Genomic DNA, 23,271 nt, shown 5'->3' with positions numbered 1-23,271 from the left:
CATCGCCCGCGAATACGTGGTATGGGGGCTGACGTTTCCAAGCAGCCCCCATCGACACCAAACTAGATTTTTTTTGAACGAACCGCGAAGACGCTAAGGGCACGAAGGAAGAGGAGAAGAAAGAATCAAAAATAAAAAGTTTATAAGTGATTTAAACTTGCTATATTAAAATACAAGTTAATATTAGTTTGATTGGTAAAAATGACTGCGAATCAGGAACATAATTATTCAAATTCACCGATTTGGCAGCCCTTCACCCAAATGAAAACTGCTGGCCCGCCGGTGAAGGTAATTCGCGGCAAAGGATCGGTGCTGGAATTAGCAGACGGACGGCAAATTCTCGACTGCATTTCTAGTTGGTGGGTGACTGTTCACGGGCACAGTCATCCGGTTCTCGCTGAGGCTCTTTACGAGCAAGCTCAAAAGTTAGAACACGTAATCTTTGCGGGGTTTACTCACGAACCTGCCGAGAAACTTGCGAGTCAATTGCTAACTCATACTCCTGCTTCTTTAACGCGGATTTTCTTTTCTGATAACGGATCGACTGCTGTTGAAGTTGCTCTGAAAATGGCTTTTCAATATTGGCATAATCTCGGAGAAACTAACCGTACTAGCTTTATTAGTTTTGAGGGAGGTTATCACGGCGATACTGTGGGCGCGATGTCTGCTGGCAGAAGTTCGCTGTGGTGGGAATCTTTTGCACCTTTAATGTTTGCTGGGGATGTTGTTCCTTTTCCTGCGACTTTTGACGGCGATGAGGAGGTGGAAAGCAAGGAGGCGGCGAGTTTAGAGAAATTGGAGTTTTTGTTAAAGCAGGGCGGCTATGCGGGTATTTTTATCGAACCTTTGGTGCAAGGTGCTGGGGGAATGCGAATGTGCCGCCCTGAGTTTTTACAGGATCTCGCACAACTTGCTCGCCAGTTTAATGTATTGTTGATTTACGATGAAGTAATGACGGGTTTTGGCCGCACAGGCGAACTGTTTGCCTCTGTTAAATCTGCAACTTCACCGGATATCCTGTGTTTGTCTAAAGGATTGTCTGGCGGCTGTTTGCCACTTGCTGTCACAATGGCATCGGAGGATATTTATCAAGCTTTCTGGCGAGATGAACCGGACAAAGCTTTTTTTCACAGTCATTCTTACACCGGAAATCCCTTAGCTTGTGCGGTGAGTGTAGCATCCTTGGAGCTTTTGGAGCAAAACCCAAATGTGTATCAAGGGATGGAAAAACTGCACCGCCAATACCTGAATCAATGGCTGAGAAATCATCCTAAACTCGAACGGATTCGGACTTGCGGCACCATCGCAGCAATGGATGTGAAAACCGAAAGCGTTTCCGGTTATTTTAATGACATCGGTTCTGTTTTGAAAGCCAGATTTCTCGAAGCGGGGTTTTTGCTCCGCCCCTTGGGAAATACGCTTTACTTGATGCCTCCCTACTGCATTTCTCCTGATGAATTAGAATCGATTTATCGGGTAATTCGTCAGGTTTTGGATACTCTGTAAACCCTTTAATTTTAGTAATGAATTTACCCAATTGGAACGATTTGGCTGACGACGCGCTGGCGGGCAAATGTATCTCTCGCGAGCAATCTTTAGCCGTATTGCGCGCGCCGGATGAGGTTTTGCTGGAACAACTAAACGCAGCATATCGGGTGCGCCGCCACTACTGGGGAAACCGAGTCAGGCTGCACTATTTGTTAAACGCTCAAAGCGGCCTTTGTCCTGAAGATTGCCATTATTGTTCTCAGTCAAAAATTTCGACTGCAGAAATTGAGAAATATCCGCTTTTAGCTAAGGAGAAAATTCTGGATGCCGCCCAACGCGCCGCCGATTTAAAAGCTGGTACGTTTTGTTTGGTGATTTCGGGCCGCCAACCCAGCGCATCTACTTTCGATCGCGTTTTGGATGCTGTCGAGACTGTGAAGGCAAATCATAACCTGAAAATCTGCGCTTGTTTGGGATTGTTGAGCGAGGAACAAACTCACCGTTTGGCAAAAGCTGGAGTCGATCGCGTAAATCACAATCTCAATACTTCCGAATCATATCACTCGGACATTTGCACGACTCACACTTTTGGCGATCGGGTTGAAACCGTCGAACACGTAAAAGCAGCGGGAATCACAACTTGTTCCGGCGGAATTTTGGGGATGGGCGAATCGGATGATGATGCGATCGATTTAGCGCTTTCGCTTCGCAAGTTGGGCGTTACCAGCGTGCCGGTCAACTTTTTCATTCCGATTCCCGGCACGCCATTTGCAGATGTGAACAGGTTAACTCCCCGCCAATGTTTGCGAATTCTCTGTTTGTTTCGATTTTTGCTTCCCAGTCAAGAAATTCGGATTGCTGGGGGACGGGAGGTGCATTTGCGATCGTTGCAACCTCTCGGACTCTACCCCGCTAATTCTATCTTTGTGGGCGATTATCTGACAACTCCCGGACAAGCTGCACACCAAGATTGGGACATGATTCGAGATGCGGGATTTGCGATCGAATCCCCCGAAGGTTCTCTCTTAGAAGTTGATTCAGCAGTTACCAAATCCGAACAAAAAACCCTGGTTGTTTAACTCTTATAGCAGTTTTCAATCGGATCAAATAGAGTAGGACACGGCAGTGCCCAAAGCGTGTCAACTTAACGTCAAACTTAGTACCATCCTGCTGTTTGACTATTAGGGTTCGATCCCCCCTAGCCCCCCTTAAGAAGGGGGGGACAAGAGTTTGATCAAAGTCCCCCTTCTTAAGGGGGATTTAGGGGGATCTAGACTAGGGTAAAACCGATATTTATCAAGGGTTTTAGCCTTAAGTAGACACCAATGGGCTTTTGGAGTGTCCCTACGGTTTACCTTCTAAAATCTCAAATCTCAAATCTCAAATCTCAAATAATACAAGAGGGGGAAATTGTGGACAAACGCGAAGAAATTACGATCGCAGAATACCAGCTAACTGCCGAATCTTTCCGAGAAGGAACTTGGCATCACGACGTATCCCAAAATCGCGAGGCACTGACCGCTGCTATGCCCCGCAATCCCGGTAAAATTCTCGATATAGGATGCGGGCCAGGACGAGATTTAGTAGCGTTCAAGAGCCAAGGACACACAGTTGTCGGCTTAGATGCAACTCCAGCTTTTGTAGAAATAGCTAAGAAGTTATCGGGATGCGAAGTTTGGCAGCAATCTTTTCTGAATCTCGACTTGCCAAAGACAGAATTTGACGGTATTTTTGCCAATGCTTCCCTGATTCACGTTCCCAGCGACGAGATGGTGAAAGTGCTGCAAGAGTTGCACAAAGCCTTAGTTGTTAACGGTGCAATTGTCATGTCAATGTGCCGGGGAAATTGGGAGGGATACGACGAGAGACCAACGGGAAAACGCTATACTGCCGGATGGGAATATCATACTTTAGCGCCTTGTTTAGAACAAGCGGGATTTGCAATTGTCAATCACTACTATCGCCCCCCCGGCTTACCCCGCGAAGCTCAATCTTGGGTAGTAATAGTGGGCAGAAAAATCTAGCGTAAATTGGAAATTGGGAATAGGTAATTACGAATCATTCCTCTCTCTTCCTCTGCGCCCTCTGCGCCCTCTGCGGTTAAATAAAAAAACTCATTCACCAATTGACCGAAGATAGTAGTATAATTATCCACAGTCAAATAAACCACTTTCTGCACCAATTAAATCCTACTTAATATGACAGAGAAATCCCACATTTTTTTAGCGGGTGCTAGTCGAGGAGTCGGCTTAGAAATCGCGAAATGTCTGATAGCACAAAATATGCAAGTAACTGCACTTTTGCGATCGCCCGCAACCAGCATCGAATTAGAAGCAATGGGCATCAAAGTCGTCACTGGCGATGCTTTGGATGCTGCCGCTATGGAAGCGGCGATGGCTGGCGGTGAGCCAATTCATGCCGTAATAAGCACAATTGGCGGCTTGCCAAAAGATGGAGAAAGATCCGATTACTTGGGCAACAAAAACTTAATTGATGCGGCTGTCAAAGCAGGTGTGCAAAAATTTATTTTAGTTTCATCCATCGGTAGCGGTAACAGTGCCGCTGCTTTGCAACCGCAAGTTTTGGAAACTTTGGGCCCGGTCTTAATTGAGAAAGAAAAAGCCGAAAATCATTTGATAGAAAGCGGGATGATTTATACAGTGATTCGTCCGGGCGGACTAAAATCGGAACCTGCCACAGGCAACGGCATTTTAACAGAAGATTGTCGAGTTGCTGGAACTATTCACCGGGCGGATGTAGCGCAGCTAGTTTGTCAGTGTTTAGTTTCTGATGCTGCTAACAATAAAGTTTTGTCGGCGGTAGACAGGCAAATGCTTTACGGCAATCCAGAATTTGAGGTATTAAATTTTTAGGGGCGGGTTTAGCGCAAAATAAGCTGTTTCGCATCTAAATTTTATTTTTTGGGCGGGCTAGAAGCCCACCCCACAATAAAATTCAATTCTTGTGGAAGAGGCATCTTGCCTCTTCCAAAAAAAGGTGCCTGATGTGAGTAAAACCCGATCGCACTCAAGAATCGAAAGGCTTAATCCACGATCGCCCGATCGCCCAATCCAATACCAAACCCGCGATCGCAAACAATATCACACTCTCAACACCGCGAACCGCAAACGGCAATAAATCCTGTAGGGCGGGCATCTTCCCGGGTTCAAAAAACAATCCAGCATCCAATTGTCCAAAAGCCCGCACCAACCCAAAAGCAAACACCGCACCAGATTTAAGCTGCGGGTTAACATCTAGGCGAATCGCATAGCGGTAAGTCACGCCGAACAAAAAACCGCCCAAAAGTGCGATCGCCCCTCTGAAGGCAAAATTTAGGTCAATTTCCCTTACCTGCAAACTCGCCAGAGAATCCCACCTATCCGCGAGAATTAAGCTATTACCAAGGGCGATCGCCCCAAAACCCAGCAAACAAGACAAAGCAGCAACACTCCCTGCCTTCAAAGATTCTACCCGTTCAGCCGCACTAAAATTTGAAGAGTCCTTCACAGCGCCCTCATTTCAAAAATGGCTCAAATTGACTTATCATAAGGTTTGGAGTCACTTTGTACAGTTTGTTCAATAAATAGCTATGGATATTTTGTCACTCGGTTGGGTTTCGGTGCTAGTTCTGTTCTCCTTCTCAATTTCAATGGTCATTTGGGGACGCAACGGTTTCTAGATTCCACAATAGCTTGCGGGGCAAGCTTTTTAACTGCCCCGCATTTTTTTGAAATCCTATTTAACACAATCAAAATAACAGGAGTTGGAAACATGACAGCAAAAAAAATCTTAATGTTAGTCGGCGACTTTGTAGAAGACTACGAAGTAATGGTTCCCTTCCAAGCACTGCAAATGGTAGGTCACACTGTCCACGCCATCTGCCCGGACAAAGCTGCAGGCCAAACAATTCGCACCGCAATTCACGACTTTGAAGGCGATCAAACCTACAGCGAAAAACCCGGTCACAACTTCACTTTAAACGCGACTTTTGACGAAATCAACCCGACAGACTACGACGCTTTGATTATCCCCGGAGGACGCGCCCCAGAATACATCCGTCTCAACGAACAAGTGCTGCAAATTACCCGCTACTTTGCCAACAGCAAAAAGCCGATCGCATCTATTTGTCACGGCTTACAGGTTCTAACTGCAGCAGGCGTACTCGAAGGCAAACGCTGCACCGCATACCCCGCTTGCAGCCCCGACGTACTCCGGGCTGGCGGCAAATATACAGAAGTTCCAGTTACCGAAGCCGTAGTCGATGGCAATTTAGTCACCGCCCCCGCGTGGCCAGCACATCCTAACTGGCTGGCTGAATTCCTGAAAGTTTTGGGAACGAAGATCGAACATTTAGAGAAAGTCGAAGTATGACTATTTTCACAGTCAAAGTTAAACCGAATTCCAAACAGCAAAGCATCGTAGCACAACCAGACGGCAGCCTCACAATACATCTCAAGTCACCGCCTGTGGATGGTAAAGCCAATCAAGAATTAATCATGCTGTTGGCGAAAAAGTTTAAAGTGCCGAAATCTGCCATCGGCGTTAAATCCGGTTTTTCTTCGAGAAATAAACTTGTGGAAATTCCCATCGAACCTTTAATAGAGAAATAAAGGTAATAACAAATCTATCTAAAGAGGGATATAGACTCAAATTTAAAAGTATATATTAATAGTTGTAGAGTTAGAATAAAAAATTATGAGCATTGAAAATAGAGTCGAAGCAACAGCGAAGAATATTGAAGGCAAAATCCAAGAAGCTGCTAGCGAAGTTACCGGCAATCAGAAAGATAAATTAGAAGGTCAAGCCAAGCAGGATGAAGCATCAGCTATTCACCTGAAAGAAGACCTGAAAGATAAAGCAAAAGAGATTGTAGACCGAGCTTAGTAACAGTATTCCCTACAAGTTTCCTGCCTACTAAATCCCGCCAACGATATGTTGGCGGGATTTTTTATAATGCTCATAAATTATTTGTACCAATATCTTGGGGTGGGTTTATCAACATTATATCATTTCCCGTTACATCGGAATGATGTTAACTGTTGACGCCGTGAACAGTCAACAGTCACCAGTGAACTCGAATTTACTATTCGGATGCTAACGGATTTGATATTATTGGTGCGTGGTAAAATTCATGGGCGAACCGCACCTACAGATTCTAGTAATTCATAATGCAAAAGCATTAATTTTGTGGCTGGAATTGTTTCCCTTGCATAAGTTCTGCCCTCTCGATGAGAAAATTATACCTCAAAAGCACTGCCATCAAATTCCATCACGACTGTTCCTACTTGTCCTTTATATAATTTAATGATTTGTTTTGTTTCAAAATGGGTTGCTTCTAAATCTTCCGTTAAAGCAACAATATCTAGGTCTTTAATTGTTTTCATTATTTTCACCTCACTTTTTGACTTGGCGGGGCGCGGGTTTATCAAGATTAGTCCTGGAGGCAGAAACCGGGTTTTTACCGAAATATTGCACCCCTGCCTTTAAGTAGCAGTGAAAAACCCGGTTTCTTTGGTTCTGATGCGTCAGTTCTAAAGATTATTGGCGCGTGGCAAAATTCGCCCGTGAACCCGCCCCATGCCTCATTAGATTGGCGATTTTCGATAAAAATTACTAATCATATCAAATCTGTTAGCATCGGAATTATTCCTATCTCTATTCTCGACCTCTGCGTGAATCAGCGTCAATTCCTTGTCATCTGCGTTAATACATTCTCTTTTTTTTACCGCAGATACAGGCAGATAAACACAGATTAACGCAGATGAATTAGATCGATTCCGGTTGCAGCCTCCGTAATTGGTGACTGTTGACTGGATTTTACAATTCCGATGCTACCGGAATTGATATCAATCTAAAATCTAAAATTGCCCCATGCTCATGCCAATAAAAAAGCCAGGGATGGATATCCCCAGCTCGAAACATAGCACAATTAGTTTTGAGAGTTGGTAGGGCGATGTTTCAGAATCGACCCCACCCACTTTTACCCAAATTAAATTAGGGTAATGTCAGCAGCCGTAATGCCCGGTCTGCTATTCAGAATTGCCAGCGTAACTACTCCGTCAGCAGTACCAACACCGTTAGAGTCATATCCTAGTCGTCCAGTTGAATTTTCATAAAAGACGAACGGATCTGATGCACCCGCCCCGGCTGGACCAAACTTGCTCTCGTACACCCCACTCTCAAGCGCCAAGAACGCCTGCGAAGAAAGTCGATTCGTATTTTGCACTCCCCTCAAGTTGGGGAAGCCGTTGGAGCCATTGATTTGGAAGATAAACTTGTCTTGGCCGATCGTAAAATCGCCGATTTGGTCTGGGTTAGTACCCACGGCGCCCTCGCCGAAGTTGTTGTAGTAGAAGTTGTCATTACCCGATCCGCCAATCAGGGTGTCAGCACCAGGCCCGCCGCCGAGAGAGTCGTTACCGTCGCCGCCGATCAAATAGTCGCTACCAAAGCCGCCCAGCAGCGTGTCGTTTCCGGCACCGGCATTTAAGGTATCGTCCCCGGCTCCTCCGGCGGCCTCGGTAGCATTGGATGAGTCGCCGAACAGGATGTCATCGCCGTTACCAGTAGTGACCACATCAGTGCCGTTGCCACCAATAATGAAGTTGCTGCCTAAGGTATCGGTAACCAAGTTGGCGGCTGTGCCGCTAAAGGTGACGCCGCTAGCGTAGGAGATGAAGTCGTTACCCGCAAAGTTGCCGATCACGCGATCGCGCTGGCTGCCAAAGATGATTGTGTCACTTCCCTCGCCACCGTTCATGAGGTTGGTGACGGTGAAGGTGCTGCCAGTAGTAGGATTGGTGTAGCCAATTAACAGATCGTTGCCCAGCGCGCCTTCGAGAGTAATCAAAGCAGTACCAGTTTGACCAACAAAAAAGGCCTTGCTAGCATCGATAGTATCGTTGCCATCTCCACCTGCTGCGTTAGTAAAGGTACCGCTCAGGCTGTCGTTGCCTTCACCGCCGATCATTGTATCCGTCACAAAAGCTGCAACGATCGTGTCATTGCCTACTCCGCCGTCGAGCAAGTTGCGACCCGCGAAGCCTGGGAATGAACTGGAGGCGCCTACGCTCGAAATTACATTCGGCACCGACGCGGACACGATGAAGTCGTCGCCTGCACCTCCCAACGCAGTATCCGAAGTGGCAAAAACGTTGAGCGTGTCGTTGCCGTCGCCGCCCTCAAAGAAGTTTCTGCCGCCGCCAAACTCGCCGATCGCCCCGGTGAGAGAATCGTTGCCGCCACCACCAATCAAGGTGGTTCTCTCAATTCCGATCGTGATGACGGAGGAAGTAAATGGGCTGCTTTGCGTACTGTTGGTAATCACTAAGATGTCGTCGTCAAGATCGCCCGACAGGTAGCTGTTGCTGGCCACACCTCTTAGGGTGTCGTTGCCTCTACCGCCAAAGAGAGTGTCTCTTACATTGATACCTACAACCAAGTCGTCGCCCAAATCACCCCGCAAGTAGTTGCTGCCTTCATTGCCCGCGAAGCCAATACCCAAGCCACCCTGTAAAGAAAGGTTGTTGCCACCGCCTGCAATGAAGAAGCCGATCGCGTCATTGTCCTTACCGCCGTAGAGGGAATCTCCTCTCTGCGCCCCTCCCAGAATCGTATCTGCGCCCTGATTACCAAACATCAGGTTAGCTTCGACAGTACCTTGGAGGATGTCTTCTCCCAAACCGCCGGCCACGGTAGCGCGGGCTTCAGCGACTATGGTGTCCGAGCCTGCGTCGCCAAACAGCAAAGCCGGAGTGCGCTGAGATCTGATTGAATCTTCGTCGTCGCCGCCGTATATGGTATCGTTCGGGCCAACTGAAATCAGAGTATCGTTATCGCCTTGGCCAAATATTAAGCTGCCGCCCAGGGTGGAAGTTCTAACGAAATCCGCCCCTGCTCCGGCGAATACTGTATCCGGGCCTAGTCCCGGAAGGTTTAAATCTAGTTGATTAGGATTGTCATCTAACGTTGTCATAAAGCTTCACTCCTCTACTTGTTGGTCATCGCTGGTGCGACTACAGACACTGCCTAGAACACCGAATGTTTGGATTCCGCTGTAGTTTAACCTGTTTGCCAGCCGCAAGTCTAGCCTACTGGCGTTAACCATGTCTAGACTTTCTCCCTCGCGGATTTTTTGCTTGTAAGCTTTTATTTTCAAAGTCTTCACCCTTTAATAATCCTGGTGCACTGTCTCAGGTGCTCACGCTCAATAAGACGCGGCTCATATTCTTAATGTTCCATTCTGGATTGGCGGTCGGGGATCGCCTCCGGAGGAGGAAATTAAAGATTAAAAAAGGCAGATCTGGGTGATCGGGAAGACAAGGGAAATTGGGAGATTTGTTACTTGGTAACAAGGCTTTGTGGTAATTTCCGGTTTTCCAGGCAGGGTCGTCATTTAATAATTCTGACCCGGATTGAACTGCGTACCGCTCCGGGCTTTAAAAATCTACGCCCCGCTTTAGTTCTACGCCCCGATCGCCGTAGTGTTTGTGACAGTATACCTCGGAGTGTACGCTTGCCAAGTCAAAGTAAGCGTGGGGTTTGTGGCAACGCCCGGTGATAATAATTTCTGTATCCCGCGGCTTGCGTAGCAGGGCTTCTACGATCGGCTCTACCGGCAGCAGTTCTAAGTCTACTGTGGGATTGAGTTCGTCGAGAATAATCGTTTTGTACCAGCCGCTGGCGATCGCACATTTGGCGATTTCCCAGCCGCGTTCTGCTTCTATGCAGTCTAGCTCTTGCTGTTGCCCCCGCCAAACTATAGCATCTCGGCCGCACCGCTGGTGGTCTACTAGCTGTGGATAGCTTTGGCGCAAAGCTGCGATCGCCGCATCTTCTGTATAACCGGTGCCACCTTTTAGCCACTGCACGATTAACACCCGGTGAGATTGGTCTTGACTGATACCCCTACCTATTGCCTGCAAAGCTTTGCCCAAAGCGCTCGTAGACTTACCTTTCCCCGCTCCGGTGTATATTTCGATACCGGAAATATGATGCTCTGCCGCTGCGGGGTGATAGTGGGGCTTCATTTCTGAGTGTAAGTCGGCAATCTCCAGCAAAGCTTCCGGGGCCGCTCGGCCTGTGGCGATGACTTCTAAATATTCTGGTTTGTTTTTGAGGGTTTGGACTACTTCGTCAACTGGGAGCAAACCCAAGTCCAATACGGGGTTGAGTTCGTCTAGTACCACGACGGAATAGAGCTCGCTGGCGATCGCTCCTTTGGCTATATCCCAGCCTCGCTGAGCTTCTGCCCGATCAAAGCGGGTGATTGCTTCGGCCCCAAAATATTCGGCTCTGCCGGTACGCACTTGGTCGATCAAGTGCGGAAATGCCCGTTGCAAGGCTTCTATTGCCCCGTCTTCGTCGTAGGAGCGGCCGGGGCCTTTAAGAAAGCGCAGCAACAAGACTCGCGTAGGCGAGTCAGAATTGATACCCAGCCCGATCGACCGCAACACTACTCCCAAAGCTGCCTGAGACTTGCCTTTACCCGCGCCGTCGTACACGTGAATCTGACCCGCGGCGCGTTCCGACCGGGATGAGGCTGTCCGAATACCAATGCCATTCCTTACCATAATCAGCAGTTGTTTGAGTCTGTATCGGGGTGGGTATTCGATCGCGCGCCTTGAATGTTTAATTTTTCCATTCTGTTGGCGGATCTCAACAGATTATACGATAACTTCTAACCCCCAATCTTTTAAGCAGCGATCTAACGCAATTAGGTGCTCAAACCTCCGGTTAAGATTATTGCGTTTGTGCTGTACAATTAAAATTTAACACGGACTGATATACCTAAAGGCTTATGATTGCGAGTGTTTTTCCATTTCGGACTGTTTTGGTGCAAATTTTAATTATGTTTTTGGCGATCGCGATCGAATCGTGGTTTTTGCAAAAACTACTTAAACTCGGCCCCAAAACCAGCATTGAATATACAGCCATCCTCAATCTATCTTGCACTTGCGTAGGCTGGTTAGTTTTCTTCGGCATTGAAAGCGTTCTTAGCAAAGAATTGCGGGAACAGCTTATCGGTTATATTTTATTAGGACGTGCGGATAATGTTTACGCTCCAATAACTATGATAGCACTCTCAGTATTAGCAGTAACATTTCTAGCTAAATGGCAGGGATTAGAATTCATAGAAAACATGGTTTCTGGCAATAAAAAAGCTTCCAAACCTCAGTTTTTAGGGCCCCCCACCCTCACCCGCCGTCCTCCCAAAAAAACTTTTCAAGTAACTACCCAGTTTGGGGGAATTTTAATCGCCCACACTGTTAGCAATATCGTTATTTTAACCGTGTTGTTTTTGCAAAGCGTCTATTGAAATTTATGATGAAGCAATTTTTTGATGTCACTCAGCAACTCACTAAGCTGACGAACAACCTTTGGGAAACCAATAAAAAAATCCAAAAGGCGATGATTCCGCCTAAAGTTGTTCACTGGAAGACTCCTTTACTACTCAGCATCTTTTTAGCTTTGCTGACAGTGGCGGCAGTCACTGACTGGCGGACGAGAACTCTACTTTTTGATATGAGCTGGTTATTTTTTACACTTTCAATGGGTTTGCTGACCAGCCAGCAACCTTTTGTGATTAAAGGAGTAAGTCTGAGTCCGTGGGTGACAAGCATTTTAATTGGGTTGTGGTTGCTGGTAAGATTGCCGTCGGATAGGAAGGAAATAGCATGGATATGCGGCCCAATTATAGCAGTAGTAGTTCTTGCTACAATAGAGGTTTGGAATAGCGAGTCAAAACGGGAAGGTATCAGGTCGTTGGTGCGCCCTCAGTTTTTGATCATTACTCTAGTTCACCTGCTGTTTTCCTGTTGGTTTGTTTTTCACTTTTTAATTCAAGGTTGGATACGACAGTACCCGAGCGTTTTATCCCAGGATTTGAGGCAAAGCGATTATGTGGTGACATTTCAACAGCCAACTATTAATCGCTCCCGAGGAGTTGTTATCCTCAATGCAATGGAGCGATACCTACAAAATGAAGCCCGCACAAAACCGTGGGCGCAGGTAGAGCAAATGTTAATAGATATGGACAACGAGCGGTTTTTTCTGCGGAATCAAGCCTTAAAAACAACTGGGGTAGTCGCAGAAGATGCGAAGTGGGATGTCAAAACTTCGATCGTCCAAGGAGATTCCCGCTATCAGTTAGAGATGGAGGCAATTTGGCTGGGGCTGGTTTTTAGACCGGAAACATATTCGTTTACCAAATCTTGCGAGGTGTTCGAGATAGGCAATAGGGCGACTGTAACCTGCGGTGCCATCAAACGCTCTCAACCCGGACAGAAAAAAGATGGAACGGCGGGCGACAGTCAAGTTTGAGCCTGTCTCACGCAGTTAGGAAAGTGTTTCAGAAGAAAGGGGAAAACGGGGAGATGGGGAGAGTATCCGAACCTGAGAGGCGCAGATGGGGAGAGTAGGAGATCGGGGAGAATCTTCCCTCGAACCTCGGACTTCTTCCTTCAAAATCCAATCCGTTAAATCCCTTAAATCCCCTACACTGCTTCCTTGCCGAACTTCCTTCTTCCTTATATTAAAGTATTGATTGCGAAAGTTTCCAGCGGGTTAATAATTAGATGAACTTGAGAAGAATCTTGACAGTCGCGACCAATGTATTTTGGGAAGTAATTCGCGATCGCATCCTTTACTTAATTATTATTTTTGCTCTGTTGATGGGTGCCTCGGTACGGTTGATACCGGAATTGGCGGCGACAACCGAGAAGAAAATTATCTTAGATGTCGGTTTGGCTGCTATGAGCCTTCTCGGTCTAATTGCCACAGTTTTTGTGGCTACCGGATTGGTCAACAAAGAAATAGAAAAGCGCACTGTTTACCTGTTAGTTGCTAAGCCGATAAGTCGGGCTGAATTAATTCTGGGCAAGCACTTAGGGCTGTCGGCGGTGCTGGCGGTGCTTGTAGCGGCAATGACTGTTATCTATCTGGCTATTCTGAGTTTGAGCCGCATTCCTTTCCCTTTGGGAAGCATTTTAATCGCTTCGCTGTTTATCTGGTTTGAGCTGTGTCTGATGGCTGGTGTCGGGATTTTATTTGGGGTTTTTAGCAGTTCCCTGCTGGCGACTTTACTAACATTTGGCGTTTATTTAATGGGACATTCGACGCGGGATTTAGTGGCTTTGGGCAAGTTAACTAAAAATCCTGGCCTTGAACAATTGATGATGGGACTTTATCTCGTTTTGCCGGATTTAGCCAGATTCAATTTGAGAAACGATGCTGTTTACGGACAAGTTCCTTACTTAGCAGGTTTGATTACAGATGCTGGCTACGGTTTGCTGTATGTGGTGCTGCTGCTGTCAATAGCGATCGCCATATTTTCCCGTAGGGAATTTTAAAACGCGCCTGCCCTACTTTCAAAAGTTTGAGTGTATCTATCAAATTATCACGCTAAAATATCAAGGAGGCGATCGCTCAGAAATCTCGACTAAAACTCAAACTTTTAATTGATCCCGAATAAGCTGTTCTGTATTTAAATAGTACCTTTGGGCGGGCTTTTCTGCCCTCCCCACAAGATCGGGACTTAGGCCTCGGGGCCCAGAAACCGGGTTTGTTACCGAATATGCGGTCTACAACGGGTCTTTTCGTAAAAAAACTCGGTTTCTAAACAATCGTGCGTAAGTCCTAAAGATGTTGAAGAGAAATCACCCTGTAAATTAGATTACGATAGCTTAGCAGTAAGAAAAATTGAAATTATGTTAGTGGAAAAACTCGAACAATTAAAAGATATTTTCGCACAAATGGAACGGGCTTTGATTGCCTACTCCGGTGGAATTGACAGCACTTTAATAGCCAAAATCGCTTTTGATGTATTGGGCGATCGCGCTTTGGCAGTGACGGCAGTTTCCCCGTCTTTACTGCCAGAAGATTTAGAAGATGCGCGGATTCAAGCTGCAGAAATTGGCATTGCCCACGACGAAGTAGAAACTCAGGAAATGGCAAATCCCAATTACACTTCTAACCCGGTTAACCGCTGCTATTTCTGCAAAAGCGAACTGCACGATACTTTGAAACCCCTAGCACTAGCAAAGGGTTATCCTTATGTGGTTGATGGGGTGAATGCTGACGATTTAAAGGATTATCGTCCCGGGATTCAGGCGGCAAAGGAACGCGGCGCGCGATCGCCTTTAGCCGAAGTAGGAATTACTAAGTTTGAAGTGCGGCAATTGGCAAAAGAATTGGGTTTGCCTTGGTGGGACAAACCGGCTCAACCTTGTTTGAGTTCGCGCTTTCCTTACGGCGAAGAAATCACCGTGGGAAAGTTGCAAAGAGTGGGGCGCGCTGAACGGTATTTGCGGCAGTTGGGACTGAAAAATTTGCGAGTGCGATCGGACGGAGATACGGCACGCATTGAGTTACCCGCAGAGGAGATTCAGGAGTTTGTGCTAAATACGGATTTGCCTGCATTGGTGGCGGTGTTTCAGGAGTTTGGTTTTGTGTACGCGACTTTGGATTTGGAGGGGTTTCGCAGCGGCAAATTAAATCAGGTTTTGCAGCCACAGTTGTTGCAGGCAGAAGGTTGATTAATTTTCACGAATACAAAAAATTCTCATGATTGATGTAGTTTGGGACATGGACAAAGGGGAACAATGTCAATCGAACCTTTACCTTTGATGTACCAACTTATACCTTTCAAGGCTCGAATTGTTAGGATTACAGGACTCACGCAAAAGTAACGTATTTCTGTCGCCCAACGAACTCAGTGAAGCAATCTCAAAGTGGCGTTGCTTAATCAGGGTATGAAGAAAATAGCTTTAAAATCCAAAAGCTTTGTTGATACTCATTTGTGACAAGTTAAGAAAAAGTGCAAATTGTCAAGGGGGTAAACCAAAAAAGGTAAAATAAGATGAAACCTTTACCGGGCAAGCAGTTGAGCCATAATTGAACCAGTTATGAGTCGCAAAAAACGAATCAACCGAGATCATGCAAAGAAAAAAAATCGTCCCCAAGTAGAAAATGAAGTGATCGCGAATCACCTGGAAGATTTATTAATTCCGGCAATGGCTGCCCAAAAAACTTTTTATCGGCAACTAAATCTAAGAGATAGAATTCTGACACTACCATTAATGATGGCAGCAATATTAAGTTTATTATGGCGAGACGTAGCAGGAGTAACAGAATTAACCAGATTATTAAATAGAGAGGGATTTTTATGGTGTGAGCCACAAGAGATTAGTCAACAAGCATTATCGCTGAGATTTTTAACTTTTCCAGCAATTTTGTTTGAAAAAGTATTTAAAGAATTACTACCTCATTTTCGACGAAAATGGTTAACAAGAAAATCAAGACCATTACCAGATAGCGTACAATTTGCCTTAAAAAACTTTGAAAATATTTGGATAGCTGACGGCTCAACATTAGAAGCATTGTTTCGTAAACTCGAAAGTTTATCAGATGTGCCAATTGGTCAATTAGCGGGAAAAATGGGAGTAATTATAGACCTAGTAACTCATCTTCCCGAAGAAATTTGGTTTGGGGAAAATCCGAAACAAGCAGATACTAATTGGGAGAAAGATTTACTAAAAACAGTTAAGCCAAAAACCTTGCTGTTATTGGATCGAGGCTTCTATCACTTCGTTTTCTGGTCAAAATTAATCGAGCAAGAAATTGGATTTATCACTCGAATCAAGAAAGGTGCATCTTATCAAGTCGAGCGGGTATTAACCAATACTTATGATGTCAAAGACCAGATAATTAAAATAGGTGCAGGCACAAAACAGACACCAGCTTTGACTATAAGATTAGTACAGATTCGCTCTAAGACTTCCTGGCGTTCTTATCTGACAAGTGTCCGAGAACCTGAAATATTGCCCCCTTATGTAGTAGCAGATTTATATCAAAGACGCTGGCGAATTGAAGACGCATTTTGTACAGTAAAGAGATTATTAAATCTCAGCTATTTATGGACAGGTTCATTAAACGGAATCAAGCTCCAAATCTGGGCTACTTGGCTATTTTATGCGGTTTTAGTAGATTTAGGAGATGCGGTTGCCGATGAATTAGGAGTACCAATTGAACGGATTTCATTAGAAATGATTTATCGGGGTATGTATCATTTCTCTGTTGCCTATCAAAAAGGATTAGCTTCGGACTTAGTTAAGTATTTTGCCGCCGATAAAAATCAAGATTTAGGGATTGTTAAGCGAGGGCGAAAACCTCATGTCAGGCTAATTATTTCTCCTTTCCCTGGAACTCAAAGAAGTCCCGAACAATTTTTTTTCAATAATAAAGGAACAAATGGAGTCATATTTTAATTGGGTCAACAGGTAAGACATGAGTAAAATTACTCATTGACAATAGTGCTTTTAGCTTAACTTGTGAGTAATGGTTGATACTGGTTTATATGACGGGCATATTTGGCGTTTAATACCGTAAATCAGCAAAGCCTAGGATGTTTGCCGTAGATTTGGGATGTGCCCTGTAATAGCAAATCCGGTTTTAATACCCCCTTTATTTCTTAGTCCCCCTTTGCTTGGACTTCGTTTGACTCTATGCAGCGGTTTCAACTGCCGATTCATAAAGAGGGTGGCTAACTTTCAACCCCCGAGTCTTATCAAGGAGTAGTTGGCTGAATTTGCTGTGGCTGCATTTGCTGTGGCTGCATTTGCTGCTGCTGATTCTCGAGCAGAAGTTGCTGCTCCTGGATTTGAATTTGCCGATTCTCAAGATCTATTTGCCGCTGTCTGTCTTCAAGCTGCAGTCTTCTGTCTTCAAGTTGCAGTCTTCTGTCTTCTGCTTGCTGCAATCTATCTTGACGTTGTTGCTCTCTTTCTAGCAACCGGTCTTCACGTTGCTCTTGTCTGTCTTGACGTTGTTCCCGAAGCTGTCTGAGCTGATTTCGCCGATCGAAATCCCCTCCCAAAAATAAGTTTTGAAAAGCGTTGATAGTTGCTTGAAACCCAGTAAAAACGCTGCTAACAGTGTTAACCCCAGTTGCTACTCCTGTTATTGGCTGCAAGAAACTGTTGATATTATCTGCTACCCTAGCATAGCCCGATCGCGCTACCAGAATCACATCGTTGTTGCGGAGAGTGGGGTTATTATTAGGATTCAACCCTTGAGCAAAATCCACCTCGATCGTGCGGCGAGAAACAGTACCGTTGGGGTTCAATCGCAATAGTTCTACCTTGTCTTTTTTGGCCCGCAATTGATTGAAACTGCCGGCCGTCAGTAAAGCTTGGTGCAGGGATGTACTAGGCCGCACCTGCAAAGCCCCAGGCCTAATTACTTCTCCTACAATATTGATGCTAATCGCGTTCGGAGAAAAACTGCTATTTGCCACTTGAGAAACTTCAGCTAAGTCTACAGTAGCTGCTGTCGGGATAATTACGCTATCTCCTTCTTGCAGCAAGATATCTTGAGTTGCGTCGCCTTTTTGCAGTAAATCCCACAGATTTACCATGATAGTTTGTTCATTGCCGCCTCTGACTCGGCGGCGGATTTGCACGCGGCGAATGTCAGCTTCTGTAGTGATACCACCAGCAATTTTCAGTGCTCTAGTTATTGTTGGTAAGCCCACAACTGCTCCTTGCTGTTGGTCGATAGATACAAAACTCAACTCTGTTTGTTGGTTGCTCGATCGCACATCCGAAGCAAATACAGTATATGGCCCCGGCCGGTTTACTTCCCCGACAATTACTACCCCAATTGGTTTAGTAATATCAGCGGAAAAATTAGCACTGGCTCTTTGACGGACTTCTTGAGTATTGAGAGCACTTGCTGTCGGTACAAAAATTGTATCTCCATCTCGAATGGTAACGTCTTGACGCAAATTTCCCGTGTCTAAAAAATCCTGCAAATCAACAGTAGTAACTTGAGCCGGCCCGCCTCTGCGGGGACGGCGAATTTGGACATTTCGCATATCTCCTGCTGATGTCACCCCTTGTGCAAGTTGCAGCATTTCCATCAAAGTCGGGAATTTTACTCCTCCTCCGGTTCCTTCTCTAGTGGGATTAATCTTGTAGGAACCCGGGCGAGTAACTTCACCGGCAAGACCTATATTTAGGGGGCGAGCGGCGACCAGAGTCACGGTAACAACGGGAACATTGATGAAGGGTTCGTATCGCTGGGTAATCACGTTAGCAGCTTGTTGCAGGGTCAACCCTTGAATTGAGACGCTGCGAATGATTGGCAAATTGAGCGTCCCGTCAACTAACACTTGATATTCTCTGCTGAATTCAGGGACGCCGAATATCTCTAAAGCAATGCGATCGCCCGGGCCTAAAGTATAAGCTGCTTCTTGTGTCAGCGAACCAAGATTGCCGCTCGGTGGCAAACTCAAACCCGGAGGTGGCGGCGGCGGTACTCTCGGTTGGTTTGGGTTCCTAGCGGGCGCAGGATTTCTGACGGCAGGCAACTGAGCTATAGTGGGTAGCGAACTCAATAGCACCAGGAGTGCTGACAAACTCAGACTTGTAGCGGTTTGAATGGTAAGTTTCATCTTTCTTCCCTGGTTGCAGCCTGCCATTGAACAAGAGCAATTTAGCTAGTTGATTTTAGTTTATTTTCCCTGCTGTCCAGTGTAGCCTCGCTTCGCTGCAAAATCCACAGGTGGAAGCATAAAAATTGTGCGATCGCACTTAACTATTTTGCCCCTTTTTTGTAAAGAAAGTGTAAAGCCCGACAACTGTTCTCAGGATTACGCTCTTGTTTGAGCAAAATTTTTCATACATAACTCGCGATACAAATCAACCCACCAAAGAAAGGGGATAGGAAAAAACCACCCTGATTTGAGGTAAAATGTTAAATAATTCTATCTGCAGGACAAAGACAAGTGTCACTAAAATTGGATAAAGTAATTCCCTGGGGACGCTGCTTGGATGAATACATAGGAATGTTTAGCTTGACATCAAGTGACCTCAAACTAGCAATTATTGATTGTGCGGCCGGCCCGGCGAGTTTCAATGCCGAAATGACTCGCCAAGGTAAAAAGGTAATTTCTTGCGATCCAGTGTATCAGTTTACTGCGGTAGAAATTGGCGATCGCATCCAAGAAACATATCAAACTGTGATTGACGGTGTTAAAGCCAATTTAGACGGCTACCTGTGGAACAATTTTGAATCGCCGTACCAGCTAGGCGAAGTGCGAATGAAGGCGATGCAGGAATTTTTAGAAGATTTTCCATCAGGCTTGCAGCAAGGCCGATATATTAATGCTGAGCTGCCAGTTTTGCCTTTCGAGAACCGTCAATTCGATTTAGCTTTGTGCAGCCATTTCTTATTTGCTTATTCTCACCTGCTTTCCGAAGAATTTCATCTGGAAGCTATTACAGAAATGTGTCGGGTTGCGAAGGAAGTCCGGGTATTCCCTCTATTGCAGAGTTTTAGCGGGGAGGAATCCGATCACTTAAATCCGACGATCGCAGAATTGAAAAAGAGAAGTTTTAGTGTAGAAATTCAAGAGGCTCCTTATGAGTTTCAAAAAGGCGGGAATAAGATGCTGCGAGTTAGCAAAAAAAGCTCTGCCTAAAAGTAAGCATAACTTATTGTGCTGTTATGGAAACCAAATAACAGCCGTTAATTCGCCAACTATTATCAAACTGTTTTTCCATGAGATAAATGGCTCGGATTGGAATGCCTTCCGAGTCCAGCAACAGCACCGGCTGAGCGGGAATTCCTTCAACAGTGGCGAGGTCTTCAAATAATACCGAGCGCGGACGGTAGACAGCTTCATAGGCAATTTTTACCATGTGCATAAAGTTTTCTGCTGTGCGAAACTGCTGCTGAATTCCGGGACTGGCGAAGGCAAAAGCCCCAGCAGCATCGTCTTTTTGAAATGCTTGCAGTTGCTGTTCTACGACTGAGCGAATGGTAGCGCGATCGCTATCAGTAATGTGCATAATTAATTTTGATAAGAAAGTGCTGTTAGGGCTGGGCGCGTCCAAATTACTCAGGGCATGGCAATTCGCGATCGAGCCCTAGACTATTTGCCCATTGCTTAACCCGATCGTGCCCAATGCCCGTCTTGTTTGTCTGGTAATCTTGCAAGGGTGCGAGACTTTGGGCGATCTTTTGTTCTTCGCTGAGGGGTTGAAACTCCTTGGCTGTGTCAATTTCTCCAGTAATTCTAATCAAAAACCGCAGAGCTTCATTTACTGCTTCAGAATCGGGAAACATCTCTGCAACATCCGGTTCTAAACGAATATTTACACCACCAAAGGTATTTCCTCCAGATCCTACCCTTCTTACACGCAACTTCCTCAAATTATATTCCGACCGAAGATCATCGTCCATCCCTGTTTCATGCTTTTTCATAAACTTCTCGCTCCACTCTTGTTACTTTTCTGGCGCTAATCATAGGAATAAAATCTGATGTTTCTGTATACGATACTATCAATAAATTACATTGCGAGGACTCTCGAACAATAATATAGCGAGCTTCTTCATCAGACCGATCCGGAGCTTAGAAATCGATGTAGAGGGGATCGTCAAAAACCGTTCTGGCTTCCTCAAATGAGATCCCATGCTTGGACAAATTTACCGCAGCCTTGTTTTCATCCCACTCGAATTTCATAAAGATCCCAAATCAGCATCTTTGATATAAGATTACAACATCAAGAAGCCAAATTCAAACCAACTCATGCCACAAACAGTCTGGATCGCACGACACGGAAACCGCATCGACTTCGTTAACCCCGACTGGTTTCTTACGGCAGAACGCCGCTACGATCCCCACCTTTCCGAAGACGGTCACATTCAAGCCCAACAACTCGCCAATCGCCTCAAAGGTGAAGGAATTTCTCATATTTTTGCTTCCCCTTTTCTGCGAACAGTCCAAACAGCAAATCATGCGGCCGAAGCTCTTGATTTGTCAATTAAACTAGAGTGGGGATTGTGCGAATGGCTGAATCCGGAATGGATGACAGAAATGCCGGAAACTGAGTCCGTCGAAGCTTTGTGCAGGCGTTTTCCCAGGATTGATGCTTCCTACAAAGGCGGTATTGCTAATTATCCCGAAACTGGGGAAGCTTGTCTTAAAAGGGCGGGGGAAACTGCTAAACGCCTCGCGGCAGAGTTTCCCGAAGATATGTTATTAGTAGGTCACGGTGCGTCGGTTTTAGGAACTGCGATCGGGCTGGCGGGCGGTGCGGAAACGGAAATTAATGCTTCTCTGTGCTGTTTGGTAAAAGTGGTACGGGGTGAGGGAGAATGGTCGATCGCACTTAATGGCGATACTTCTCACCTGACTGACTCTGAAACCGTGCTCCGGTTTAATTAAAGTTCAGATTGGTGCGAAAAATCGCATTTTATGCTATGTGTGTAAGGTGCGCCGAGGTGTACCCTAAGTTAATCAGATTTGTCGGAATCTGGTGTTATTGTTTAATCTCGATCGCACATTTTAAATCGAAAATCTCAAATCGGTATGGCTGGACACAGTAAGTGGGCGAATATTAAACGCCAAAAAGCTAGAGTTGATGCCGTTAAAGGCAAAGTTTTTGCTCGAATATCTCGCGAAATTATTGTCGCGGCCCGCAGCGGAGTTCCCGATCCCGCTGGGAATTTTCAACTGCGGACGGCTATAGAAAAAGCCAAGGCGGCGAGTATTCCTAATGAAAACATAGAAAGGGCGATCGCCAAAGGTGCCGGCTTGGCCGGGGGAAGTTCGGATTTAGAAGCTATTCGCTACGAAGGTTACGGCGTTGGCGGGGTTGCTATTCTGATTGAAGCGCTGACAGACAACCGCAACCGCACCGCGGCTGACTTGCGAGAAGCTTTTACTAAAAATGGCGGCAACTTGGGCGAAACAGGTTGTGTGGGCTGGATGTTCGACCACAAAGGAGTTTGTACTGTACGCGGCCCGATTGATGAGGAACAATTGTTTGAAGCGTCGCTAGAGGCGGCTGCGGAATCTTATGATTTGATATTAATTGATGAGGATACTGAAGGTGCAGAGGTATTTACAAGCGTGGCTAATTTGGAACAAATGTCTGATGTTTTGAAACAAAAAAACTTTGCAGTTTTACAGTCGGAAAATCGCTGGATTCCGAGCAATACAGTGGAAATAGATACTCCTGAAAAAGCTCGATCGCTCCTTAAGTTAATGGATGCACTGGAAGATTTGGACGACGTGCAAAGTGTGACGGCTAATTTTGAAATGACAGATGAATTGATGTCTTTGAGTATGGTGTAACGCTCTAAATCACCAGATTTTTGCCATTCGCAAGACAAATCCCGGTAACTCTGGATCTGCGCTGACTGTTTCAGGATTATCTAAGATTTCAGGTTCGCGATCGGGACGGTAGATGTAGACTTTTCTGTTTTTGCGATCGAGCAAAAAGCCGAGCGATACACCATTGTCAATATATTCTTGCATCTTGTTTTGCAATCCCTTGAGAGTGTCACTAGCAGACCGCAATTCAATCACAAAGTCTGGACAAATCGGTGCGAATGAGGCTTTTTGTTCTTCAGTTAAGGCATTCCAGCGCTCTAGTTTAATCCATGAGGCATCGGGGGATCGGGTTGCTCCATTCGGCAAGGTAAAGCCTGCACTGGAGTCAAACGCTTCACCTGTGCCATCTTCTTCTGCCCAGTTCGCAAGTTGCTGAGCAATTTTAATGTTGCGGTTCCCTGTATCTGAAAAGGCTGGTGACATAATGATAACTTCCCCACTGGCTGTACGCTCAATTCTCAAATCGCGATTAACTAGACAGAATTCATAAAACTGTTCAACAGTCATCGATTGGAGCGCAGGGAAATTGACCGTCAGTGGGACGCTTTCGGTTTGAATTAGCAGCGTCGTCATGGTTTTTCCTCAGTTGGTGCAGGGGTGAT

26 protein-coding genes are annotated in these 23,271 nt (G+C 45.7%); 16 read left to right on the top strand and 10 right to left on the bottom strand.

The window, feature by feature from the left end; all coding sequences use genetic code 11:
- The first annotated feature begins 201 nt into the window (after positions 1-201).
- From bioA to QUA25_RS15775, 4 genes are all read left to right on the top strand, one after another.
- The gene (gene bioA, locus QUA25_RS15790) at positions 202-1,506 is read left to right on the top strand and encodes an adenosylmethionine--8-amino-7-oxononanoate transaminase (protein WP_333039400.1); all 1,305 of its coding nucleotides are present in this window, start codon (positions 202-204) and stop codon (positions 1,504-1,506) included.
- Positions 1,507-1,523: 17 nt separating this feature from the next.
- The gene (gene bioB, locus QUA25_RS15785) at positions 1,524-2,567 is read left to right on the top strand and encodes a biotin synthase BioB (RefSeq protein ID WP_333039399.1); all 1,044 of its coding nucleotides are present in this window, start codon (positions 1,524-1,526) and stop codon (positions 2,565-2,567) included.
- A gap of 333 nt (positions 2,568-2,900) precedes the next feature.
- A complete protein-coding gene (locus QUA25_RS15780) occupies positions 2,901-3,512 on the top strand; it encodes a class I SAM-dependent methyltransferase (protein ID WP_333039397.1) in 612 nt (203 codons plus the stop codon).
- A gap of 174 nt (positions 3,513-3,686) precedes the next feature.
- Positions 3,687-4,361: an SDR family oxidoreductase gene (locus QUA25_RS15775; protein ID WP_333039394.1), complete on the top strand. Its 675-nt coding sequence runs from the start codon at positions 3,687-3,689 to the stop codon at positions 4,359-4,361.
- Positions 4,362-4,515: 154 nt separating this feature from the next.
- On the opposite strand, the gene QUA25_RS15770 is transcribed toward QUA25_RS15775, so the two are convergent.
- Positions 4,516-4,995: a hypothetical protein gene (locus QUA25_RS15770; protein WP_333039392.1), complete on the bottom strand. Its 480-nt coding sequence runs from the start codon at positions 4,993-4,995 to the stop codon at positions 4,516-4,518.
- Positions 4,996-5,077: 82 nt separating this feature from the next.
- On the opposite strand from QUA25_RS15770, the gene petN reads away from it, so the two are divergent.
- The 4 genes from petN to QUA25_RS15750 all read left to right on the top strand — a co-directional run bounded on the left by petN (position 5,078) and on the right by QUA25_RS15750 (position 6,372).
- Positions 5,078-5,167, top strand: coding sequence for a cytochrome b6-f complex subunit PetN (petN, locus tag QUA25_RS15765; RefSeq protein ID WP_071883976.1), 90 nt, complete (start codon positions 5,078-5,080; stop codon positions 5,165-5,167).
- Between the two features lie 92 nt (positions 5,168-5,259).
- Complete coding sequence (locus QUA25_RS15760; protein ID WP_333039390.1) at positions 5,260-5,859, top strand: DJ-1/PfpI family protein; 600 nt, start codon at positions 5,260-5,262, stop codon at positions 5,857-5,859.
- Entirely contained in the window at positions 5,856-6,098 is a 243-nt protein-coding gene (locus QUA25_RS15755) for a DUF167 domain-containing protein (RefSeq protein WP_333039387.1), read from the top strand. Before QUA25_RS15760 ends, QUA25_RS15755 begins: the two co-directional genes overlap by 4 nt.
- 85 nt (positions 6,099-6,183) lie before the next feature.
- Positions 6,184-6,372, top strand: coding sequence for a CsbD family protein (locus QUA25_RS15750; protein ID WP_333025464.1), 189 nt, complete (start codon positions 6,184-6,186; stop codon positions 6,370-6,372).
- A 353-nt stretch (positions 6,373-6,725) separates the two neighbouring features.
- Here the strand turns inward: QUA25_RS15750 and QUA25_RS15745 are convergent, their stop codons facing one another.
- From QUA25_RS15745 to QUA25_RS15730, 4 genes are all read right to left on the bottom strand, one after another.
- Positions 6,726-6,872 carry a DUF4926 domain-containing protein gene (locus tag QUA25_RS15745; protein WP_333039385.1) on the bottom strand — a complete coding sequence of 49 codons (147 nt, stop codon included), beginning with the start codon at positions 6,870-6,872 and terminating at the stop codon, positions 6,726-6,728.
- A 605-nt stretch (positions 6,873-7,477) separates the two neighbouring features.
- Complete coding sequence (locus QUA25_RS15740; RefSeq protein ID WP_333039384.1) at positions 7,478-9,463, bottom strand: calcium-binding protein; 1,986 nt, start codon at positions 9,461-9,463, stop codon at positions 7,478-7,480.
- A 6-nt stretch (positions 9,464-9,469) separates the two neighbouring features.
- Positions 9,470-9,646, bottom strand: a complete 177-nt coding sequence (locus QUA25_RS15735; RefSeq protein ID WP_333039382.1) for a hypothetical protein — start codon at positions 9,644-9,646, stop codon at positions 9,470-9,472.
- 280 nt (positions 9,647-9,926) lie between these two features.
- Positions 9,927-11,060: a cob(I)yrinic acid a,c-diamide adenosyltransferase gene (locus QUA25_RS15730; protein WP_333039380.1), complete on the bottom strand. Its 1,134-nt coding sequence runs from the start codon at positions 11,058-11,060 to the stop codon at positions 9,927-9,929.
- A 227-nt stretch (positions 11,061-11,287) separates the two neighbouring features.
- Here QUA25_RS15730 and fraC point away from each other — a divergent pair, with 227 nt between their 5' ends.
- The 5 genes from fraC to QUA25_RS15705 all read left to right on the top strand — a co-directional run bounded on the left by fraC (position 11,288) and on the right by QUA25_RS15705 (position 16,754).
- Positions 11,288-11,806 carry a filament integrity protein FraC gene (gene fraC / locus QUA25_RS15725; protein WP_333039379.1) on the top strand — a complete coding sequence of 173 codons (519 nt, stop codon included), beginning with the start codon at positions 11,288-11,290 and terminating at the stop codon, positions 11,804-11,806.
- A gap of 5 nt (positions 11,807-11,811) precedes the next feature.
- Positions 11,812-12,810: a DUF5357 family protein gene (locus QUA25_RS15720; RefSeq protein ID WP_333039378.1), complete on the top strand. Its 999-nt coding sequence runs from the start codon at positions 11,812-11,814 to the stop codon at positions 12,808-12,810.
- A 254-nt stretch (positions 12,811-13,064) separates the two neighbouring features.
- Positions 13,065-13,838: an ABC transporter permease gene (locus tag QUA25_RS15715; protein WP_333039375.1), complete on the top strand. Its 774-nt coding sequence runs from the start codon at positions 13,065-13,067 to the stop codon at positions 13,836-13,838.
- A 357-nt stretch (positions 13,839-14,195) separates the two neighbouring features.
- Positions 14,196-15,023: an ATP-dependent sacrificial sulfur transferase LarE gene (gene larE, locus QUA25_RS15710; RefSeq protein ID WP_333039373.1), complete on the top strand. Its 828-nt coding sequence runs from the start codon at positions 14,196-14,198 to the stop codon at positions 15,021-15,023.
- A gap of 369 nt (positions 15,024-15,392) precedes the next feature.
- On the top strand, positions 15,393-16,754 hold the full coding sequence (locus tag QUA25_RS15705) for an IS4 family transposase (protein ID WP_333039372.1): 1,362 nt from the start codon (positions 15,393-15,395) through the stop codon (positions 16,752-16,754).
- A 299-nt stretch (positions 16,755-17,053) separates the two neighbouring features.
- Here QUA25_RS15705 and QUA25_RS15700 read toward each other — a convergent pair whose 3' ends face one another.
- The gene (locus QUA25_RS15700) at positions 17,054-18,940 is read right to left on the bottom strand and encodes a polysaccharide biosynthesis/export family protein (protein WP_333039370.1); all 1,887 of its coding nucleotides are present in this window, start codon (positions 18,938-18,940) and stop codon (positions 17,054-17,056) included.
- A 333-nt stretch (positions 18,941-19,273) separates the two neighbouring features.
- On the opposite strand from QUA25_RS15700, the gene QUA25_RS15695 reads away from it, so the two are divergent.
- Complete coding sequence (locus tag QUA25_RS15695) at positions 19,274-19,969, top strand: class I SAM-dependent methyltransferase (RefSeq protein WP_333039369.1); 696 nt, start codon at positions 19,274-19,276, stop codon at positions 19,967-19,969.
- Between the two features lie 13 nt (positions 19,970-19,982).
- Here QUA25_RS15695 and QUA25_RS15690 read toward each other — a convergent pair whose 3' ends face one another.
- The 3 genes from QUA25_RS15690 to QUA25_RS15680 form a co-directional block, all read right to left on the bottom strand.
- A complete protein-coding gene (locus QUA25_RS15690) occupies positions 19,983-20,339 on the bottom strand; it encodes a DUF4864 domain-containing protein (RefSeq protein ID WP_333039367.1) in 357 nt (118 codons plus the stop codon).
- Positions 20,340-20,385: 46 nt separating this feature from the next.
- Positions 20,386-20,754, bottom strand: coding sequence for a hypothetical protein (locus QUA25_RS15685; protein WP_333039366.1), 369 nt, complete (start codon positions 20,752-20,754; stop codon positions 20,386-20,388).
- 148 nt (positions 20,755-20,902) lie between these two features.
- The gene (locus QUA25_RS15680) at positions 20,903-21,013 is read right to left on the bottom strand and encodes a BrnT family toxin (protein ID WP_333039365.1); all 111 of its coding nucleotides are present in this window, start codon (positions 21,011-21,013) and stop codon (positions 20,903-20,905) included.
- Between the two features lie 66 nt (positions 21,014-21,079).
- Between QUA25_RS15680 and QUA25_RS15675 the strand changes: the two genes are divergently transcribed.
- Both QUA25_RS15675 and QUA25_RS15670 read left to right on the top strand, forming a co-directional pair.
- Entirely contained in the window at positions 21,080-21,718 is a 639-nt protein-coding gene (locus QUA25_RS15675) for a histidine phosphatase family protein (protein ID WP_333039362.1), read from the top strand.
- Positions 21,719-21,862: 144 nt separating this feature from the next.
- The gene (locus QUA25_RS15670; protein ID WP_333039360.1) at positions 21,863-22,630 is read left to right on the top strand and encodes a YebC/PmpR family DNA-binding transcriptional regulator; all 768 of its coding nucleotides are present in this window, start codon (positions 21,863-21,865) and stop codon (positions 22,628-22,630) included.
- A 9-nt stretch (positions 22,631-22,639) separates the two neighbouring features.
- Here QUA25_RS15670 and QUA25_RS15665 read toward each other — a convergent pair whose 3' ends face one another.
- Positions 22,640-23,242 (bottom strand): Uma2 family endonuclease, encoded by a 603-nt coding sequence (locus QUA25_RS15665; protein ID WP_333039359.1) that lies wholly within the window; start codon positions 23,240-23,242, stop codon positions 22,640-22,642.
- Between the last annotated feature and the right edge of the window lie 29 nt (positions 23,243-23,271).

Origin of the sequence: Microcoleus sp. Pol17C6, assembly GCF_036701145.1 — a bacterium.
GTDB lineage: Bacteria > Cyanobacteriota > Cyanobacteriia > Cyanobacteriales > Microcoleaceae > Microcoleus.
Note: the sequence above shows the minus strand (reverse complement) of the source record. Positions and strands in the feature narration are given on the sequence as shown.

Coding starts and splice junctions, on each gene's coding strand:
- QUA25_RS15675 (WP_333039362.1), top strand. CDS start 21,080: ATGCCACAAACAGTCTGGATCGCACGACACGGAAACCGCATCGACTTC.
- QUA25_RS15685 (WP_333039366.1), bottom strand. CDS start 20,754: ATGAAAAAGCATGAAACAGGGATGGACGATGATCTTCGGTCGGAATAT.
- QUA25_RS15715 (WP_333039375.1), top strand. CDS start 13,065: ATGAACTTGAGAAGAATCTTGACAGTCGCGACCAATGTATTTTGGGAA.
- QUA25_RS15670 (WP_333039360.1), top strand. CDS start 21,863: ATGGCTGGACACAGTAAGTGGGCGAATATTAAACGCCAAAAAGCTAGA.
- QUA25_RS15705 (WP_333039372.1), top strand. CDS start 15,393: ATGAGTCGCAAAAAACGAATCAACCGAGATCATGCAAAGAAAAAAAAT.
- QUA25_RS15700 (WP_333039370.1), bottom strand. CDS start 18,940: ATGAAACTTACCATTCAAACCGCTACAAGTCTGAGTTTGTCAGCACTC.
- QUA25_RS15745 (WP_333039385.1), bottom strand. CDS start 6,872: ATGAAAACAATTAAAGACCTAGATATTGTTGCTTTAACGGAAGATTTA.
- QUA25_RS15750 (WP_333025464.1), top strand. CDS start 6,184: ATGAGCATTGAAAATAGAGTCGAAGCAACAGCGAAGAATATTGAAGGC.
- larE (WP_333039373.1), top strand. CDS start 14,196: ATGTTAGTGGAAAAACTCGAACAATTAAAAGATATTTTCGCACAAATG.
- bioA (WP_333039400.1), top strand. CDS start 202: ATGACTGCGAATCAGGAACATAATTATTCAAATTCACCGATTTGGCAG.
- QUA25_RS15760 (WP_333039390.1), top strand. CDS start 5,260: ATGACAGCAAAAAAAATCTTAATGTTAGTCGGCGACTTTGTAGAAGAC.
- QUA25_RS15665 (WP_333039359.1), bottom strand. CDS start 23,242: ATGACGACGCTGCTAATTCAAACCGAAAGCGTCCCACTGACGGTCAAT.
- QUA25_RS15720 (WP_333039378.1), top strand. CDS start 11,812: ATGATGAAGCAATTTTTTGATGTCACTCAGCAACTCACTAAGCTGACG.
- QUA25_RS15755 (WP_333039387.1), top strand. CDS start 5,856: ATGACTATTTTCACAGTCAAAGTTAAACCGAATTCCAAACAGCAAAGC.
- fraC (WP_333039379.1), top strand. CDS start 11,288: ATGATTGCGAGTGTTTTTCCATTTCGGACTGTTTTGGTGCAAATTTTA.
- bioB (WP_333039399.1), top strand. CDS start 1,524: ATGAATTTACCCAATTGGAACGATTTGGCTGACGACGCGCTGGCGGGC.
- QUA25_RS15740 (WP_333039384.1), bottom strand. CDS start 9,463: ATGACAACGTTAGATGACAATCCTAATCAACTAGATTTAAACCTTCCG.
- QUA25_RS15680 (WP_333039365.1), bottom strand. CDS start 21,013: ATGAAATTCGAGTGGGATGAAAACAAGGCTGCGGTAAATTTGTCCAAG.
- QUA25_RS15730 (WP_333039380.1), bottom strand. CDS start 11,060: ATGGTAAGGAATGGCATTGGTATTCGGACAGCCTCATCCCGGTCGGAA.
- petN (WP_071883976.1), top strand. CDS start 5,078: ATGGATATTTTGTCACTCGGTTGGGTTTCGGTGCTAGTTCTGTTCTCC.
- QUA25_RS15690 (WP_333039367.1), bottom strand. CDS start 20,339: ATGCACATTACTGATAGCGATCGCGCTACCATTCGCTCAGTCGTAGAA.
- QUA25_RS15775 (WP_333039394.1), top strand. CDS start 3,687: ATGACAGAGAAATCCCACATTTTTTTAGCGGGTGCTAGTCGAGGAGTC.